General features: G+C 50.9%; 10 protein-coding genes, 6 tRNA genes and 3 rRNA genes. 18 read left to right on the plus strand and 1 reads right to left on the minus strand.

Annotation, left to right across the window (positions count from 1 at the left end; genetic code table 11):
* Positions 1-389: 389 nt before the first annotated feature.
* The 7 genes from IYV58_RS01150 to birA all read left to right on the plus strand — a co-directional run bounded on the left by IYV58_RS01150 (position 390) and on the right by birA (position 7,819).
* A 16S ribosomal RNA gene (locus tag IYV58_RS01150) occupies positions 390-1,929 on the plus strand.
* 72 nt (positions 1,930-2,001) lie between these two features.
* Positions 2,002-2,078 (plus strand) — tRNA-Ile (locus IYV58_RS01155).
* A 108-nt stretch (positions 2,079-2,186) separates the two neighbouring features.
* Positions 2,187-2,262, plus strand: a tRNA-Ala gene (locus tag IYV58_RS01160).
* 178 nt (positions 2,263-2,440) lie between these two features.
* A 23S ribosomal RNA gene (locus tag IYV58_RS01165) occupies positions 2,441-5,346 on the plus strand.
* A 200-nt stretch (positions 5,347-5,546) separates the two neighbouring features.
* Positions 5,547-5,662 (plus strand): 5S ribosomal RNA (rrf, locus tag IYV58_RS01170).
* Together the 16S, 23S and 5S rRNA genes with 2 tRNA genes alongside form the textbook arrangement of a ribosomal RNA operon.
* Before the next feature lie 169 nt (positions 5,663-5,831).
* Positions 5,832-6,860 (plus strand): UDP-N-acetylmuramate dehydrogenase, encoded by a 1,029-nt coding sequence (gene murB / locus IYV58_RS01175; RefSeq protein WP_004127569.1) that lies wholly within the window; start codon positions 5,832-5,834, stop codon positions 6,858-6,860.
* Positions 6,857-7,819, plus strand: a complete 963-nt coding sequence (gene birA, locus IYV58_RS01180) for a bifunctional biotin--[acetyl-CoA-carboxylase] ligase/biotin operon repressor BirA (RefSeq protein WP_004127571.1) — start codon at positions 6,857-6,859, stop codon at positions 7,817-7,819. The genes murB and birA overlap by 4 nt, the downstream gene beginning before the upstream one ends.
* 25 nt (positions 7,820-7,844) lie before the next feature.
* On the opposite strand, the gene coaA is transcribed toward birA, so the two are convergent.
* Positions 7,845-8,795 carry a type I pantothenate kinase gene (gene coaA, locus IYV58_RS01185; protein ID WP_004127574.1) on the minus strand — a complete coding sequence of 317 codons (951 nt, stop codon included), beginning with the start codon at positions 8,793-8,795 and terminating at the stop codon, positions 7,845-7,847.
* A 438-nt stretch (positions 8,796-9,233) separates the two neighbouring features.
* Here coaA and IYV58_RS01190 point away from each other — a divergent pair.
* The 11 genes from IYV58_RS01190 (at position 9,234) to rplL (ending at position 14,778) form a co-directional block, all read left to right on the plus strand.
* Positions 9,234-9,309 (plus strand) — tRNA-Thr (locus IYV58_RS01190).
* A gap of 10 nt (positions 9,310-9,319) precedes the next feature.
* Positions 9,320-9,404, plus strand: a tRNA-Tyr gene (locus IYV58_RS01195).
* A gap of 119 nt (positions 9,405-9,523) precedes the next feature.
* Positions 9,524-9,598 (plus strand) — tRNA-Gly (locus tag IYV58_RS01200).
* 5 nt (positions 9,599-9,603) lie between these two features.
* Positions 9,604-9,679: transfer RNA gene (locus IYV58_RS01205), tRNA-Thr, on the plus strand.
* Positions 9,680-9,795: 116 nt separating this feature from the next.
* Entirely contained in the window at positions 9,796-10,980 is a 1,185-nt protein-coding gene (tuf, locus tag IYV58_RS01210) for an elongation factor Tu (RefSeq protein WP_004097636.1), read from the plus strand.
* Between the two features lie 232 nt (positions 10,981-11,212).
* A complete protein-coding gene (gene secE, locus IYV58_RS01215) occupies positions 11,213-11,596 on the plus strand; it encodes a preprotein translocase subunit SecE (RefSeq protein ID WP_004097638.1) in 384 nt (127 codons plus the stop codon).
* Position 11,597: 1 nt separating this feature from the next.
* The gene (nusG, locus tag IYV58_RS01220) at positions 11,598-12,143 is read left to right on the plus strand and encodes a transcription termination/antitermination protein NusG (RefSeq protein WP_002438628.1); all 546 of its coding nucleotides are present in this window, start codon (positions 11,598-11,600) and stop codon (positions 12,141-12,143) included.
* Positions 12,144-12,296: 153 nt separating this feature from the next.
* Positions 12,297-12,725, plus strand: a complete 429-nt coding sequence (gene rplK, locus IYV58_RS01225) for a 50S ribosomal protein L11 (protein WP_004097640.1) — start codon at positions 12,297-12,299, stop codon at positions 12,723-12,725.
* Positions 12,726-12,728: 3 nt separating this feature from the next.
* Complete coding sequence (gene rplA / locus IYV58_RS01230; RefSeq protein WP_004097642.1) at positions 12,729-13,433, plus strand: 50S ribosomal protein L1; 705 nt, start codon at positions 12,729-12,731, stop codon at positions 13,431-13,433.
* Between the two features lie 415 nt (positions 13,434-13,848).
* Positions 13,849-14,346: a 50S ribosomal protein L10 gene (gene rplJ / locus IYV58_RS01235; protein WP_004097644.1), complete on the plus strand. Its 498-nt coding sequence runs from the start codon at positions 13,849-13,851 to the stop codon at positions 14,344-14,346.
* Between the two features lie 66 nt (positions 14,347-14,412).
* The gene (gene rplL / locus IYV58_RS01240; protein ID WP_004097645.1) at positions 14,413-14,778 is read left to right on the plus strand and encodes a 50S ribosomal protein L7/L12; all 366 of its coding nucleotides are present in this window, start codon (positions 14,413-14,415) and stop codon (positions 14,776-14,778) included.
* The last annotated feature ends 130 nt before the right edge of the window (positions 14,779-14,908 follow it).

A 14,908-nucleotide genomic window follows, 5' to 3' on the forward strand; every position in this document is an offset into this window, starting at 1 on the left:
GTTAAATCACCCTGGTGATGGAAAGTTGAGCGAACGAAATTTTTTTTGAAATTTCCCCTTGTCACTTCGGAATAACTCCCTATAATGCGCTCCCACTGACACGGAACAACGGCACGCAAGCCGCCGGGTCAGCGGGATTCAGCGATGAATGCCGGCAGAGAAAAGCAAAATTAAACGCTTGACTCTGAATGAGGAAAACGTATTATACGGGACCTCGCAACGGTGAGCGAAAGCCGCGTTGCACTGCTCTTTAACAATTTATCAGACAATCTGTGTGGGCACTCAAAGTGACATGGATTCTTAACGTCCTCGGACGAAAAATGAATACCAAGTCTCAAAGAGTGAACACGTAATTCATTACGAAGTTTAATTCTACGAGCATCAAACTTAAATTGAAGAGTTTGATCATGGCTCAGATTGAACGCTGGCGGCAGGCCTAACACATGCAAGTCGAACGGTAGCACAGAGAGCTTGCTCTCGGGTGACGAGTGGCGGACGGGTGAGTAATGTCTGGGAAACTGCCTGATGGAGGGGGATAACTACTGGAAACGGTAGCTAATACCGCATAACGTCGCAAGACCAAAGAGGGGGACCTTCGGGCCTCTTGCCATCAGATGTGCCCAGATGGGATTAGCTAGTAGGTGGGGTAACGGCTCACCTAGGCGACGATCCCTAGCTGGTCTGAGAGGATGACCAGCCACACTGGAACTGAGACACGGTCCAGACTCCTACGGGAGGCAGCAGTGGGGAATATTGCACAATGGGCGCAAGCCTGATGCAGCCATGCCGCGTGTATGAAGAAGGCCTTCGGGTTGTAAAGTACTTTCAGCGGGGAGGAAGGCGATAAGGTTAATAACCTTGTCGATTGACGTTACCCGCAGAAGAAGCACCGGCTAACTCCGTGCCAGCAGCCGCGGTAATACGGAGGGTGCAAGCGTTAATCGGAATTACTGGGCGTAAAGCGCACGCAGGCGGTCTGTCAAGTCGGATGTGAAATCCCCGGGCTCAACCTGGGAACTGCATTCGAAACTGGCAGGCTGGAGTCTTGTAGAGGGGGGTAGAATTCCAGGTGTAGCGGTGAAATGCGTAGAGATCTGGAGGAATACCGGTGGCGAAGGCGGCCCCCTGGACAAAGACTGACGCTCAGGTGCGAAAGCGTGGGGAGCAAACAGGATTAGATACCCTGGTAGTCCACGCTGTAAACGATGTCGACTTGGAGGTTGTTCCCTTGAGGAGTGGCTTCCGGAGCTAACGCGTTAAGTCGACCGCCTGGGGAGTACGGCCGCAAGGTTAAAACTCAAATGAATTGACGGGGGCCCGCACAAGCGGTGGAGCATGTGGTTTAATTCGATGCAACGCGAAGAACCTTACCTACTCTTGACATCCAGAGAACTTAGCAGAGATGCTTTGGTGCCTTCGGGAACTCTGAGACAGGTGCTGCATGGCTGTCGTCAGCTCGTGTTGTGAAATGTTGGGTTAAGTCCCGCAACGAGCGCAACCCTTATCCTTTGTTGCCAGCGATTCGGTCGGGAACTCAAAGGAGACTGCCAGTGATAAACTGGAGGAAGGTGGGGATGACGTCAAGTCATCATGGCCCTTACGAGTAGGGCTACACACGTGCTACAATGGCATATACAAAGAGAAGCGACCTCGCGAGAGCAAGCGGACCTCATAAAGTATGTCGTAGTCCGGATTGGAGTCTGCAACTCGACTCCATGAAGTCGGAATCGCTAGTAATCGTGGATCAGAATGCCACGGTGAATACGTTCCCGGGCCTTGTACACACCGCCCGTCACACCATGGGAGTGGGTTGCAAAAGAAGTAGGTAGCTTAACCTTCGGGAGGGCGCTTACCACTTTGTGATTCATGACTGGGGTGAAGTCGTAACAAGGTAACCGTAGGGGAACCTGCGGTTGGATCACCTCCTTACCTTAAAGAACCTGCCTTTGTAGTGTCCACACAGATTGTCTGATGAAAAATAAGCAGTAAGAAAATCTCTGCAGGCTTGTAGCTCAGGTGGTTAGAGCGCACCCCTGATAAGGGTGAGGTCGGTGGTTCAAGTCCACTCAGGCCTACCAAATTTCTGCTGATGCTGCGTTGCGGCGACACTCGCATACTTTAAGTATGCTTCGTGTCACCCCGCTTTGCCTCAACAGAAATTAAGGTTGATGAGATTTAACTACGATGGGGCTATAGCTCAGCTGGGAGAGCGCCTGCTTTGCACGCAGGAGGTCTGCGGTTCGATCCCGCATAGCTCCACCATCTTTACTGCACACCACAAGAAAACTTCAGAGTGTACCTGAAAAGGTTCACTGCGAAGTTTTGCTCTTTAAAAATCTGGATCAAGCTGAAAATTGAAACGACACACATGTTATGTGTGTTCGAGTCTCTCAAATTTTCGCGACACGACGATGTTTTACGAAACATCTTCGGGTTGTGAGGTTAAGCGACTAAGCGTACACGGTGGATGCCCTGGCAGTCAGAGGCGATGAAGGACGTGCTAATCTGCGAAAAGCGTCGGTAAGGTGATATGAACCGTTACAGCCGGCGATGTCCGAATGGGGAAACCCAGTGCAATTCGTTGCACTATCGTTTGATGAATACATAGTCAAACGAGGCGAACCGGGGGAACTGAAACATCTAAGTACCCCGAGGAAAAGAAATCAACCGAGATTCCCCCAGTAGCGGCGAGCGAACGGGGAGCAGCCCGGAGTCTGAATCAGCTTGTGTGTTAGTGGAAGCGTCTGGAAAGTCGCAGGGTACAGGGTGATACTCCCGTACACTAAAACATACAGGTTGTGAACTCGAAGAGTAGGGCGGGACACGTGGTATCCTGTCTGAATATGGGGGGACCATCCTCCAAGGCTAAATACTCCTGACTGACCGATAGTGAACCAGTACCGTGAGGGAAAGGCGAAAAGAACCCCGGCGAGGGGAGTGAAAAAGAACCTGAAACCGTGTACGTACAAGCAGTAGGAGCCCACTTGTTGGGTGACTGCGTACCTTTTGTATAATGGGTCAGCGACTTATATTCTGTAGCAAGGTTAACCGTATAGGGGAGCCGCAGGGAAACCGAGTCTTAACTGGGCGTTAAGTTGCAGGGTATAGACCCGAAACCCGGTGATCTAGCCATGGGCAGGTTGAAGGTTGGGTAACACTAACTGGAGGACCGAACCGACTAATGTTGAAAAATTAGCGGATGACTTGTGGCTGGGGGTGAAAGGCCAATCAAACCGGGAGATAGCTGGTTCTCCCCGAAAGCTATTTAGGTAGCGCCTCGTGAACTCATCTTCGGGGGTAGAGCACTGTTTCGGCTAGGGGGTCATCCCGACTTACCAACCCGATGCAAACTACGAATACCGAAGAATGTTATCACGGGAGACACACGGCGGGTGCTAACGTCCGTCGTGAAGAGGGAAACAACCCAGACCGCCAGCTAAGGTCCCAAAGTCATGGTTAAGTGGGAAACGATGTGGGAAGGCCCAGACAGCCAGGATGTTGGCTTAGAAGCAGCCATCATTTAAAGAAAGCGTAATAGCTCACTGGTCGAGTCGGCCTGCGCGGAAGATGTAACGGGGCTAAACCATGCACCGAAGCTGCGGCAGCGACACTATGTGTTGTTGGGTAGGGGAGCGTTCTGTAAGCCGTTGAAGGTGGCCTGTGAGGGTTGCTGGAGGTATCAGAAGTGCGAATGCTGACATAAGTAACGATAATGCGGGTGAAAAACCCGCACGCCGGAAGACCAAGGGTTCCTGTCCAACGTTAATCGGGGCAGGGTGAGTCGACCCCTAAGGCGAGGCCGAAAGGCGTAGTCGATGGGAAACAGGTTAATATTCCTGTACTTGGTGTTACTGCGAAGGGGGGACGGAGAAGGCTATGTTGGCCGGGCGACGGTTGTCCCGGTTTAAGCGTGTAGGTGTGTGTTCCAGGTAAATCCGGTTCACTTTAACACTGAGGCGTGATGACGAGGCACTACGGTGCTGAAGTGACAAATGCCCTGCTTCCAGGAAAAGCCTCTAAGCATCAGGTAACATCAAATCGTACCCCAAACCGACACAGGTGGTCAGGTAGAGAATACCAAGGCGCTTGAGAGAACTCGGGTGAAGGAACTAGGCAAAATGGTGCCGTAACTTCGGGAGAAGGCACGCTGATATGTAGGTGAAGTGGTTTACCCATGGAGCTGAAATCAGTCGAAGATACCAGCTGGCTGCAACTGTTTATTAAAAACACAGCACTGTGCAAACACGAAAGTGGACGTATACGGTGTGACGCCTGCCCGGTGCCGGAAGGTTAATTGATGGGGTTATCCGTAAGGAGAAGCTCTTGATCGAAGCCCCGGTAAACGGCGGCCGTAACTATAACGGTCCTAAGGTAGCGAAATTCCTTGTCGGGTAAGTTCCGACCTGCACGAATGGCGTAATGATGGCCAGGCTGTCTCCACCCGAGACTCAGTGAAATTGAACTCGCTGTGAAGATGCAGTGTACCCGCGGCAAGACGGAAAGACCCCGTGAACCTTTACTATAGCTTGACACTGAACACTGGTCCTTGATGTGTAGGATAGGTGGGAGGCTTTGAAGCGTGGACGCCAGTCTGCGTGGAGCCATCCTTGAAATACCACCCTTTAATGGCTGGTGTTCTAACGTGGGCCCGTAATCCGGGTTGCGGACAGTGTCTGGTGGGTAGTTTGACTGGGGCGGTCTCCTCCTAAAGAGTAACGGAGGAGCACGAAGGTCAGCTAATCCTGGTCGGACATCAGGAGGTTAGTGCAATGGCATAAGCTGGCTTGACTGCGAGCGTGACGGCGCGAGCAGGTGCGAAAGCAGGTCATAGTGATCCGGTGGTTCTGAATGGAAGGGCCATCGCTCAACGGATAAAAGGTACTCCGGGGATAACAGGCTGATACCGCCCAAGAGTTCATATCGACGGCGGTGTTTGGCACCTCGATGTCGGCTCATCACATCCTGGGGCTGAAGTAGGTCCCAAGGGTATGGCTGTTCGCCATTTAAAGTGGTACGCGAGCTGGGTTTAGAACGTCGTGAGACAGTTCGGTCCCTATCTGCCGTGGGCGCTGGAGAATTGAGGGGGGCTGCTCCTAGTACGAGAGGACCGGAGTGGACGCATCACTGGTGTTCGGGTTGTCATGCCAATGGCATTGCCCGGTAGCTAAATGCGGAAGAGATAAGTGCTGAAAGCATCTAAGTACGAAACTTGCCCCGAGATGAGTTCTCCCTGACCCTTTAAGGGTCCTGAAGGAACGTTGAAGACGACGACGTTGATAGGCCGGGTGTGTAAGCGCAGCGATGCGTTGAGCTAACCGGTACTAATGAACCGTGAGGCTTAACCTTACAACGCCGAAGATGTTTTGGCGGATTGAGAAGACAACAATTTCAGCATTGATTCAGAGTTGAGTACGCAATAATTTGCGCAGCAGCAAGGCGACAAGCGAAAGAAAGGAAGGAGCATACTGAAGTATGTGACTGACTTTGCGAGCGCGGGCAACGCGGCAGATGCGATAAAGAATTGCGTACTGAGCACAAAGAATTTGCCTGGCGGCGATAGCGCGGTGGTCCCACCTGACCCCATGCCGAACTCAGAAGTGAAACGCCGTAGCGCCGATGGTAGTGTGGGGTCTCCCCATGTGAGAGTAGGGAACTGCCAGGCATCAAACACGTGAAGAGCCCATCCTGACGGATGGGCTTTTTGCGTTTTTGTGGCCTGAGAACTACCAGACTTTGGTAACGTCATGGTACCAGGTCTCCCCTGACAATCAGGCAAGCCTTCCCTCGCTATATACGGTAAACTAATGCAGATTTTGCATCTGGAAGCCATTATGAGCCACTCACTTAAGCCCTGGAATACCTTCGGTATTGACCGTTCTGCTAAAACGATTGTTCGCGCCGAAACTGAAAAACAGCTACTGGATGCCTGGCAAAATGCCGCTGCACAGCGTCAGCCAACCCTGATTCTTGGTGAAGGAAGCAATGTTCTGTTCCTGAAGGATTATGCCGGTACGGTGATTATTAATCGTATTATGGGTATCGAAGTGAGTGAAACACCAGACGCGTGGCATTTACATGTTGGTGCAGGAGAGAACTGGCATCAGCTAGTGCAGTTTGCGTTGAATAACGGTATGCCTGGCCTGGAAAATCTTGCCCTGATTCCTGGCTGCGCCGGCTCCTCGCCGATTCAAAATATTGGAGCTTACGGCGTTGAATTACAAAAGGTTTGCCAGTACGTCGATTGCGTTGAGTTAGCAACCGGCGAGAAACAGCGCCTTTCCGCTGCGGAATGCCGTTTTGGCTACCGGGACAGTATTTTTAAGCATGAATATCAGGATTGCTACGCGATTGTGGCCGTTGGTTTGATGTTACCAAAAGAGTGGCAACCCGTTTTGACCTACGGCGATTTAACCCGGCTTGATCCGCAAACCGTTACCCCCAGGCAGGTGTTTGATGCCGTATGTCATATGCGCATGACCAAACTTCCCGATCCCAAAGTGAATGGAAATGCGGGGAGCTTCTTTAAGAATCCGGTCGTTAGCGCAGACAAGGCTCAAGCATTGTTGGCTGCCTATCCGCACATTCCCCACTATCCTCAGCCTGAGGGCTGTATGAAGCTGGCCGCCGGCTGGCTTATCGATCAATGTCAGCTTAAAGGCAAAGTAATTGGCGGCGCAGCGGTACATAGCCAACAGGCATTGGTATTAATCAATCATAATCAGGCAACCAGTGAAGATGTGGTTGGACTGGCTCACTATGTACGCCAACAGGTTGGTGAGAAGTTTGATATTTGGCTACAGCCGGAGGTGCGCTTTATTGGCGAAACGGGTGAAGTCAATGCCGAGGAGACCATTGCATGAAAGACTACACGGTTCCTTTGACACTGATATCGATACTGGCTGATGCTGAATTTCACTCAGGTGAACAGCTTGGCGAGCGCTTAGGGATGAGTCGGGCAGCAATCAACAAGCATATTCAAACGTTACGCGATTGGGGAGTCGACGTATTTACCGTCCCGGGTAAAGGCTACAGTCTCCCTGAGCCTATTCAACTTCTGGATGAAGAGCAGATCGCCAGGCAGATCGAGCATGGCCGGGTAACCGTGCTACCGGTGATTGATTCTACGAACCAGTATCTTCTGGACCGGCTCAGCGAACTGCAATCTGGTGATGCCTGCGTAGCTGAGTATCAGCAGGCTGGCCGCGGCCGCCGCGGGCGCAAGTGGTTCTCGCCGTTTGGGTCTAACCTTTATCTTTCAATGTACTGGCGGCTGGAGCAGGGGCCTGCTGCGGCGATAGGTTTGAGTCTGGTCATCGGGATTGTGATTGCCGAGGTGCTGCAGAGTCTGGGGGCGGATAAAGTACGGGTTAAATGGCCGAACGACCTCTATTTGCAGGATCGCAAATTATCCGGGATCCTGGTTGAACTGACGGGGAAAACCGGCGATGCGGCACAGATAGTCAGCGGCGCGGGGATTAATCTCATGATGCGCCGCGTGGAGTCTGATGTTGTCAATCAGGGCTGGATCAGCCTGCAGGAGGCAGGGATCTCTATCGATCGTAATCAGTTAGCCGCTTGTCTGATTAAAGAGCTGCGGGCAGGTTTTAAACTTTTTGAGAATGAAGGTCTGGCGCCCTATCTGGGCCGCTGGGAAAAGCTCGATAATTTTATTAACCGTCCTGTTAAACTTATTATTGGCGATAAAGAGATCTTTGGGATTTCTCGAGGTATTGATGCTCAAGGCGCATTATTACTGGAACAAGAAGGGGTGATAAAACCCTGGATTGGCGGTGAGATCTCATTGAGAGGCGCTGAATGAAAAAGGGGAGCCAGCGCTCCCCTTTTTATTTCCTTAACCGCACCTGATTGACTGAGTGGTTTGCGCTTTTTGTCATGATAAGACTGGCTCGCTCACGTGTTGGTAAGATATTTTCTTTTAAATTCAAAAGATTAATTTCATTCCAAAGCGATGTGGCAATATTAATAGCTTCGTCTTTAGACAGCTGAGCATAGTTATGGAAATAAGAGTCCGGGTCGGTAAAAGCCCCTTCGCGAAATTTCAGAAAACGATTGATATACCAGGTTTTGAGCAACTCTTCTGGTGCATCCACATAAATTGAAAAATCAACGAAGTCGGAAACAAATACATGATGTGGATCGTGAGGGTAATCCATTCCACTCTGCAAAACATTTAATCCTTCAAGAATTAATATATCAGGCTGAGTGACCGTTTTATCCCCATCCGGAATCACATCATAAATGAGATGTGAATAGACCGGTGCCGTAGCATCAGGTACGCCGGATTTCAGATCGGAGACGAATTTAACCAGGCGATGCATATCGTATGACTGTGGGAAGCCCTTCTTCTTCATCAGTCCACGTTCTTTCAATACTGCGTTAGGGTGGAGAAAACCATCTGTCGTAATCAATTCTACATGTCGATGCTCAGGCCAGCGGCTAAGTAAAGCCTGTAGTACGCGTGCGGTGGTGCTCTTCCCGACCGCCACGCTACCCGCAATGCTAATGATATAAGGAATACGTTGGCCATTGGTGCCAAGGAATTGTTCCAGTACAGCCTGGCGGCGCAAATTAGAACTGATATAGAAATTGAGTAAACGCGACAGCGGCAAATAAATCTCTGCAACTTCTTCCAGGGAAAGATCTTCGTTGATGCCTTTTAACCGCGTGATTTCTTCTTCTGTTAGCGTCATCGGAACGGAATCACGCAGTGCAGCCCATTGGTCACGGTTAAATTGTAGATACGGTGTCATTAACGTTTGCTCTTTTAGGCTCATAAGCATGCTCTTGCAACCGCCGAATTACATGAAGGCGGGGTGCTTCACACTAGTTAATCAGGACAATGGGCAGGAGGGTAACACCAGATTGCGCGGAATAATAAGAAAAAAACTCATTGAATGATGCTTTCTAAAGGTAGCATCACAGAGATGAATGGTTTGGTAAGGGGGTATAAAGTCCTCGATAGAGGCCAGCGAGTTTTCGCGACATCTTAAGGGAGAGGTTGCGAGGTATCGATATTACTTGCGCGGTTTGGATATGCCTTTTGCCTTCCTCGTAACCTTATCTGTGAAGAAAGTTGGCGTATTTTTGTTCTGCTCTGTTTGAAATTACACCGTTTTTTCTCGTTTGAGCACAAAATGTGAGCAATAGAACATTTTCTGCAATTTTTTAGTTGCATGAACTCGCAGGTCTCCCTAGAATGCGCGCTACTTGATGCCGACTTAGCTCAGTAGGTAGAGCAACTGACTTGTAATCAGTAGGTCACCAGTTCGATTCCGGTAGTCGGCACCATCAAGTGCCTGGTGGGGTTCCCGAGCGGCCAAAGGGAGCAGACTGTAAATCTGCCGTCATCGACTTCGAAGGTTCGAATCCTTCCCCCACCACCATCTTTCGGCAACGCTTTGCGGAGCCAGAGTTGATTGGTTAAACTGGTCAGCTCAAACAGAAAAAGAGACGCTTCTCTTTTTTTTGTTATAGAAAGAACTGGGTAGCCGAGTTTCAGGATGCGGGCATCGTATAATGGCTATTACCTCAGCCTTCCAAGCTGATGATGCGGGTTCGATTCCCGCTGCCCGCTCCAAACGTGCTGATATGGCTCAGTTGGTAGAGCGCACCCTTGGTAAGGGTGAGGTCCCCAGTTCGACTCTGGGTATCAGCACCACTTCTTTATCTCTCCTCCCCTGTTTCTCTCTGGTTTATTGCATTCAACAAGTCGGGCATGTTGCCCGGTTGATGTGGTGATATCACCGATTTATCCGTGTCTTAGAGGGACAATCGATGTCTAAAGAAAAGTTTGAACGTACAAAACCGCACGTTAACGTCGGTACTATCGGCCACGTTGACCATGGTAAAACAACGCTGACCGCTGCAATCACTACCGTTCTGGCTAAAACCTACGGTGGTTCTGCTCGCGCATTCGATCAGATCGATAACGCGCCGGAAGAAAAAGCTCGTGGTATCACCATCAACACTTCTCACGTTGAATATGACACCCCGACTCGCCACTACGCGCACGTAGACTGCCCGGGCCACGCCGACTATGTTAAAAACATGATCACCGGTGCTGCACAGATGGACGGCGCGATCCTGGTTGTTGCTGCGACTGACGGTCCGATGCCGCAGACTCGTGAGCACATCCTGCTGGGTCGTCAGGTAGGCGTTCCGTACATCATCGTGTTCCTGAACAAATGCGACATGGTTGATGACGAAGAGCTGCTGGAACTGGTTGAAATGGAAGTTCGTGAACTTCTGTCTCAGTACGATTTCCCGGGCGACGACACTCCGATCGTTCGCGGTTCCGCTCTGAAAGCGCTGGAAGGCGACGCAGACTGGGAAGCGAAAATCATCGAACTGGCTGGCTATCTGGATTCTTACATCCCGGAACCAGAGCGTGCGATTGACAAGCCGTTCCTGCTGCCGATCGAAGACGTATTCTCCATCTCCGGTCGTGGTACCGTTGTTACCGGTCGTGTAGAGCGCGGTATCATCAAAGTTGGCGAAGAAGTTGAAATCGTTGGTATCAAAGAGACTGCGAAGTCTACCTGTACTGGCGTTGAAATGTTCCGCAAACTGCTGGACGAAGGCCGTGCTGGTGAGAACGTTGGTGTTCTGCTGCGTGGTATCAAACGTGAAGAAATCGAACGTGGTCAGGTACTGGCTAAGCCGGGTTCCATCAAGCCGCACACCAAGTTCGAATCTGAAGTGTACATTCTGTCCAAAGACGAAGGCGGCCGTCATACTCCGTTCTTCAAAGGCTACCGTCCGCAGTTCTACTTCCGTACAACTGACGTGACTGGCACCATCGAACTGCCGGAAGGCGTAGAGATGGTAATGCCGGGCGACAACATCAAAATGGTTGTTACCCTGATCCACCCGATCGCGATGGACGACGGTCTGCGTTTCGCAATCCGTGAAGGTGGCCGTACCGTTGGCGCAGGCGTGGTTGCTAAAGTTCTCGGCTAATTGCTGATAACATTTGACGCAATGCGCAATAAAAGGGCATCATTTGATGCCCTTTTTGCACGCTTTCACACCAGAACCTGGCTCATCAGTGATTTTTTGGGTCATAATCATTGCTGAGACAGGCTCTGAAGAGGGCGTTAAGTCCGAAACGCAGCAGAGCATTTCGGTTTGGTCGCCTCGCATTTCATGCGGGGTGAAGTTATTTGTCTGAATTCTTGTGACAGGTTGGTTTATGAGTGCGAATACCGAAGCTCAAGGGAGCGGGCGCGGCCTCGAAGCGATGAAGTGGACAATCGTAGTCGTGCTGCTGGTTGTGGCCATCGTCGGCAACTTCCTTTATCGTGACATTATGCTGGCAGTGCGTGCGCTGGCTGTAGTGATTCTGATCGCTGCAGCGGGCGGTGTCGCGCTGTTAACGACAAAAGGTAAGGCGACAGTCGCCTTCGCTCGTGAAGCGAGAACCGAAGTCCGCAAGGTGATCTGGCCGACTCGGCAGGAAACGTTGCATACCACGCTGATTGTTGCCGCAGTGACTGCCGTAATGTCACTGATCCTGTGGGGACTGGATGGTATTCTGGTTCGCCTGGTATCCTTTATCACTGGCCTGAGGTTCTGAGATGTCTGAAGCACCTAAAAAGCGTTGGTACGTCGTTCAGGCGTTTTCCGGTTTTGAAGGCCGCGTAGCGACTTCGCTACGTGAGCACATCAAATTACATAACATGGAAGAGCTGTTTGGCGAAGTCATGGTGCCGACCGAAGAAGTGGTCGAAATCCGTGGCGGCCAGCGTCGTAAAAGCGAACGCAAATTCTTCCCGGGCTACGTGCTGGTCCAGATGGTGATGAATGACGCGAGCTGGCACCTGGTGCGCAGCGTACCGCGTGTAATGGGTTTCATCGGCGGTACGTCTGACCGTCCGGCACCGATCAGCGACAAAGAAGTCGACGCGATCATGAACCGCCTGCAGCAGGTTGGCGATAAGCCGCGGCCGAAGACGCTGTTTGAGCCGGGTGAAATGGTTCGCGTTAGCGACGGTCCGTTTGCCGACTTTAACGGCGTTGTTGAAGAAGTGGACTACGAGAAGTCTCGTCTGAAAGTGTCCGTTTCTATCTTCGGTCGTGCGACGCCGGTTGAGCTGGACTTTGCTCAGGTAGAAAAAGCCTAATAGCCGATCAAAAAAGCAACGATTTAATCGTTGCATGAGGCGCGAAATTGGCATACAATTTCGCGCCTTTTGTTTTTATGGGTCTGATTCCCATAAAGCGATATTTATCACGGGGAGCCTTTTCAGGCGCTACACCCAAACGAGGAAATTTACATGGCTAAGAAAGTACAAGCCTATGTCAAGCTGCAGGTTGCAGCTGGTATGGCAAACCCGAGTCCGCCGGTTGGTCCAGCACTGGGTCAGCAGGGTGTGAACATCATGGAATTCTGCAAAGCGTTCAACGCAAAAACTGAATCCCTGGAAAAAGGTCTGCCAATCCCGGTTGTTATCACCGTTTACGCTGACCGTTCTTTCACCTTCGTTACCAAAACTCCGCCGGCAGCAGTTCTGCTGAAAAAAGCGGCTGGTATCAAGTCTGGTTCCGGTAAACCGAACAAAGACAAAGTAGGTAAAATTTCCCGCGCTCAGCTGCAGGAAATCGCGCAGACCAAAGCTGCCGACATGACTGGTTCCGACATTGAAGCGATGACTCGCTCCATTGAAGGTACTGCACGTTCCATGGGCCTGGTAGTGGAGGACTAAGAAATGGCTAAACTGACCAAGCGCATGTCCGTGATTCGTGACAAAGTTGATGCGACCAAGCAGTACGACATCAACGAAGCCATCTCTCTGCTGAAAGAACTGGCTACTGCTAAGTTCGTTGAAAGCGTTGATGTTGCCGTTAACCTCGGCATCGACGCTCGTAAATCTGACCAGAACGTCCGTGGCGCGACCGTACTGCCGCACGGTACTGGCCGTTCAGTTCGCGTAGCCGTATTTGCCCAGGGCCCGAACGCTGAAGCAGCTAAAGCTGCTGGCGCAGAGCTGGTAGGTATGGAAGATCTGGCTGACCAGATCAAAAAAGGCGAAATGAACTTTGACGTTGTTATTGCTTCCCCGGATGCAATGCGCGTTGTTGGCCAGCTGGGCCAGGTTCTGGGTCCGCGCGGCCTGATGCCAAACCCGAAAGTTGGTACTGTAACGCCGAACGTTGCTGAAGCGGTTAAGAACGCTAAAGCAGGTCAGGTTCGTTACCGTAACGACAAAAACGGCATCATTCACACCACCATCGGTAAAGTGGATTTTGACGCTGATAAACTGAAAGAAAACCTGGAAGCTCTGCTGGTTGCGCTGAAAAAAGCGAAACCGACTCAGGCTAAAGGTGTGTACATCAAGAAAATCAGCATCTCCACCACCATGGGTGCTGGCGTTGCCGTTGATCAGGCTGGTCTGAGCGCTTCTGCGAACTAAGATTAGCTTTACGTGGGCGGTGAATTTGTCTACAATCTTACCCCCACGTATTCTGCTTATAGCAGACGTATAGCCGACATATTCAGGCTGTGGCAAAGCGACAACTGAGTGAATCGCCTGGAGCATAGTTAACTATGTGACCGGTGTGAACGAAGGCAGTCAACGCCGCCACAGATTGAATAGCGACGGATAGACAAGATTTGTTCGTTGGAGCCTGGCCTATCCAGGCCTCCGTCGAAGACCGCAGGTGTCTCGTAAGAGACTTAATGCCCTGCGTAGACGGTGACAGAACGCTAAGATTATTTTTGGATACTCTGGCTTGTTTCTGCTCACCGTATTAAGACGCTCTTCTCTTTGAGTCGAGTGAAGTGAGTTCCGGAGCATGAGCTCTGGCAAACATCCAGGAGCAAAGCTAATGGCTTTAAATCTTCAAGACAAACAAGCGATTGTTGCTGAAGTCAGCGAAGTAGCCAAAGGCGCGCTGTCTGCAGTAGTTGCGGATTCCCGTGGCGTGACTGTAGACAAAATGACTGAACTGCGTAAAGCAGGTCGTGAAGCTGGCGTATACATGCGTGTTGTTCGTAACACCCTGCTGCGCCGCGTCGTTGAAGGTACTCCTTTCGAGTGCCTGAAAGACACGTTTGTTGGTCCGACCCTGATTGCATACTCTATGGAACACCCGGGCGCTGCCGCTCGTCTGTTTAAAGAGTTCGCGAAAGCGAATGCAAAATTTGAGGTCAAAGCCGCAGCCTTTGAAGGTGAGCTGATCCCGGCGTCGCAAATCGACCGCCTGGCAACTCTGCCGACCTACGAAGAAGCAATTGCACGCCTGATGGCAACCATGAAAGAAGCTTCGGCTGGCAAACTGGTTCGCACTCTGGCTGCTGTACGCGATGCGAAAGAAGCTGCTTAATCGCAGTTGTCTTTGTAAAGCATTCGCTTACGTATAAACTTATTCTGATATTCAGGAACAATTTAAATGTCTATCACTAAAGATCAAATCATTGAAGCAGTATCCGCTATGTCCGTAATGGACGTTGTTGAGCTGATCTCTGCAATGGAAGAAAAATTCGGTGTTTCCGCTGCTGCTGCTGTAGCTGTAGCTGCTGGCCCGGTTGAAGCTGCTGAAGAAAAAACTGAATTCGACGTAATTCTGAAAGGTATCGGCGCTAACAAAGTTGCCGTTATCAAAGCAGTACGTGGCGCAACTGGTCTGGGTCTGAAAGAAGCTAAAGACCTGGTAGAATCTGCTCCGGCCGCTCTGAAAGAAGGCGTGAGCAAAGATGACGCTGAAGCACTGAAAAAATCTCTGGAAGAAGCTGGCGCTGAAGTTGAAGTTAAATAAGCCAACCTTTCCGGTTGCAGCCTGAGAAATCAGGCTGATGGCTGGTGACTTTTTAGTCACCAGCCTTTTTGCGCTGTAAGGCGCCAGTAGAATTTCACACTGTTTGACTGCTGGTTGTCCTGACAATGCT

Origin of the sequence: Klebsiella sp. BDA134-6 (genome assembly GCF_015601345.1) — a bacterium.
GTDB classification, from domain to species: domain Bacteria; phylum Pseudomonadota; class Gammaproteobacteria; order Enterobacterales; family Enterobacteriaceae; genus Klebsiella; species Klebsiella grimontii.

Coding starts and splice junctions, on each gene's coding strand:
- rplA (WP_004097642.1), top strand. CDS start 12,729: ATGGCTAAACTGACCAAGCGCATGTCCGTGATTCGTGACAAAGTTGAT.
- birA (WP_004127571.1), top strand. CDS start 6,857: ATGAAAGACTACACGGTTCCTTTGACACTGATATCGATACTGGCTGAT.
- nusG (WP_002438628.1), top strand. CDS start 11,598: ATGTCTGAAGCACCTAAAAAGCGTTGGTACGTCGTTCAGGCGTTTTCC.
- coaA (WP_004127574.1), bottom strand. CDS start 8,795: ATGAGCCTAAAAGAGCAAACGTTAATGACACCGTATCTACAATTTAAC.
- tuf (WP_004097636.1), top strand. CDS start 9,796: ATGTCTAAAGAAAAGTTTGAACGTACAAAACCGCACGTTAACGTCGGT.
- secE (WP_004097638.1), top strand. CDS start 11,213: ATGAGTGCGAATACCGAAGCTCAAGGGAGCGGGCGCGGCCTCGAAGCG.
- murB (WP_004127569.1), top strand. CDS start 5,832: ATGAGCCACTCACTTAAGCCCTGGAATACCTTCGGTATTGACCGTTCT.
- rplK (WP_004097640.1), top strand. CDS start 12,297: ATGGCTAAGAAAGTACAAGCCTATGTCAAGCTGCAGGTTGCAGCTGGT.
- rplL (WP_004097645.1), top strand. CDS start 14,413: ATGTCTATCACTAAAGATCAAATCATTGAAGCAGTATCCGCTATGTCC.
- rplJ (WP_004097644.1), top strand. CDS start 13,849: ATGGCTTTAAATCTTCAAGACAAACAAGCGATTGTTGCTGAAGTCAGC.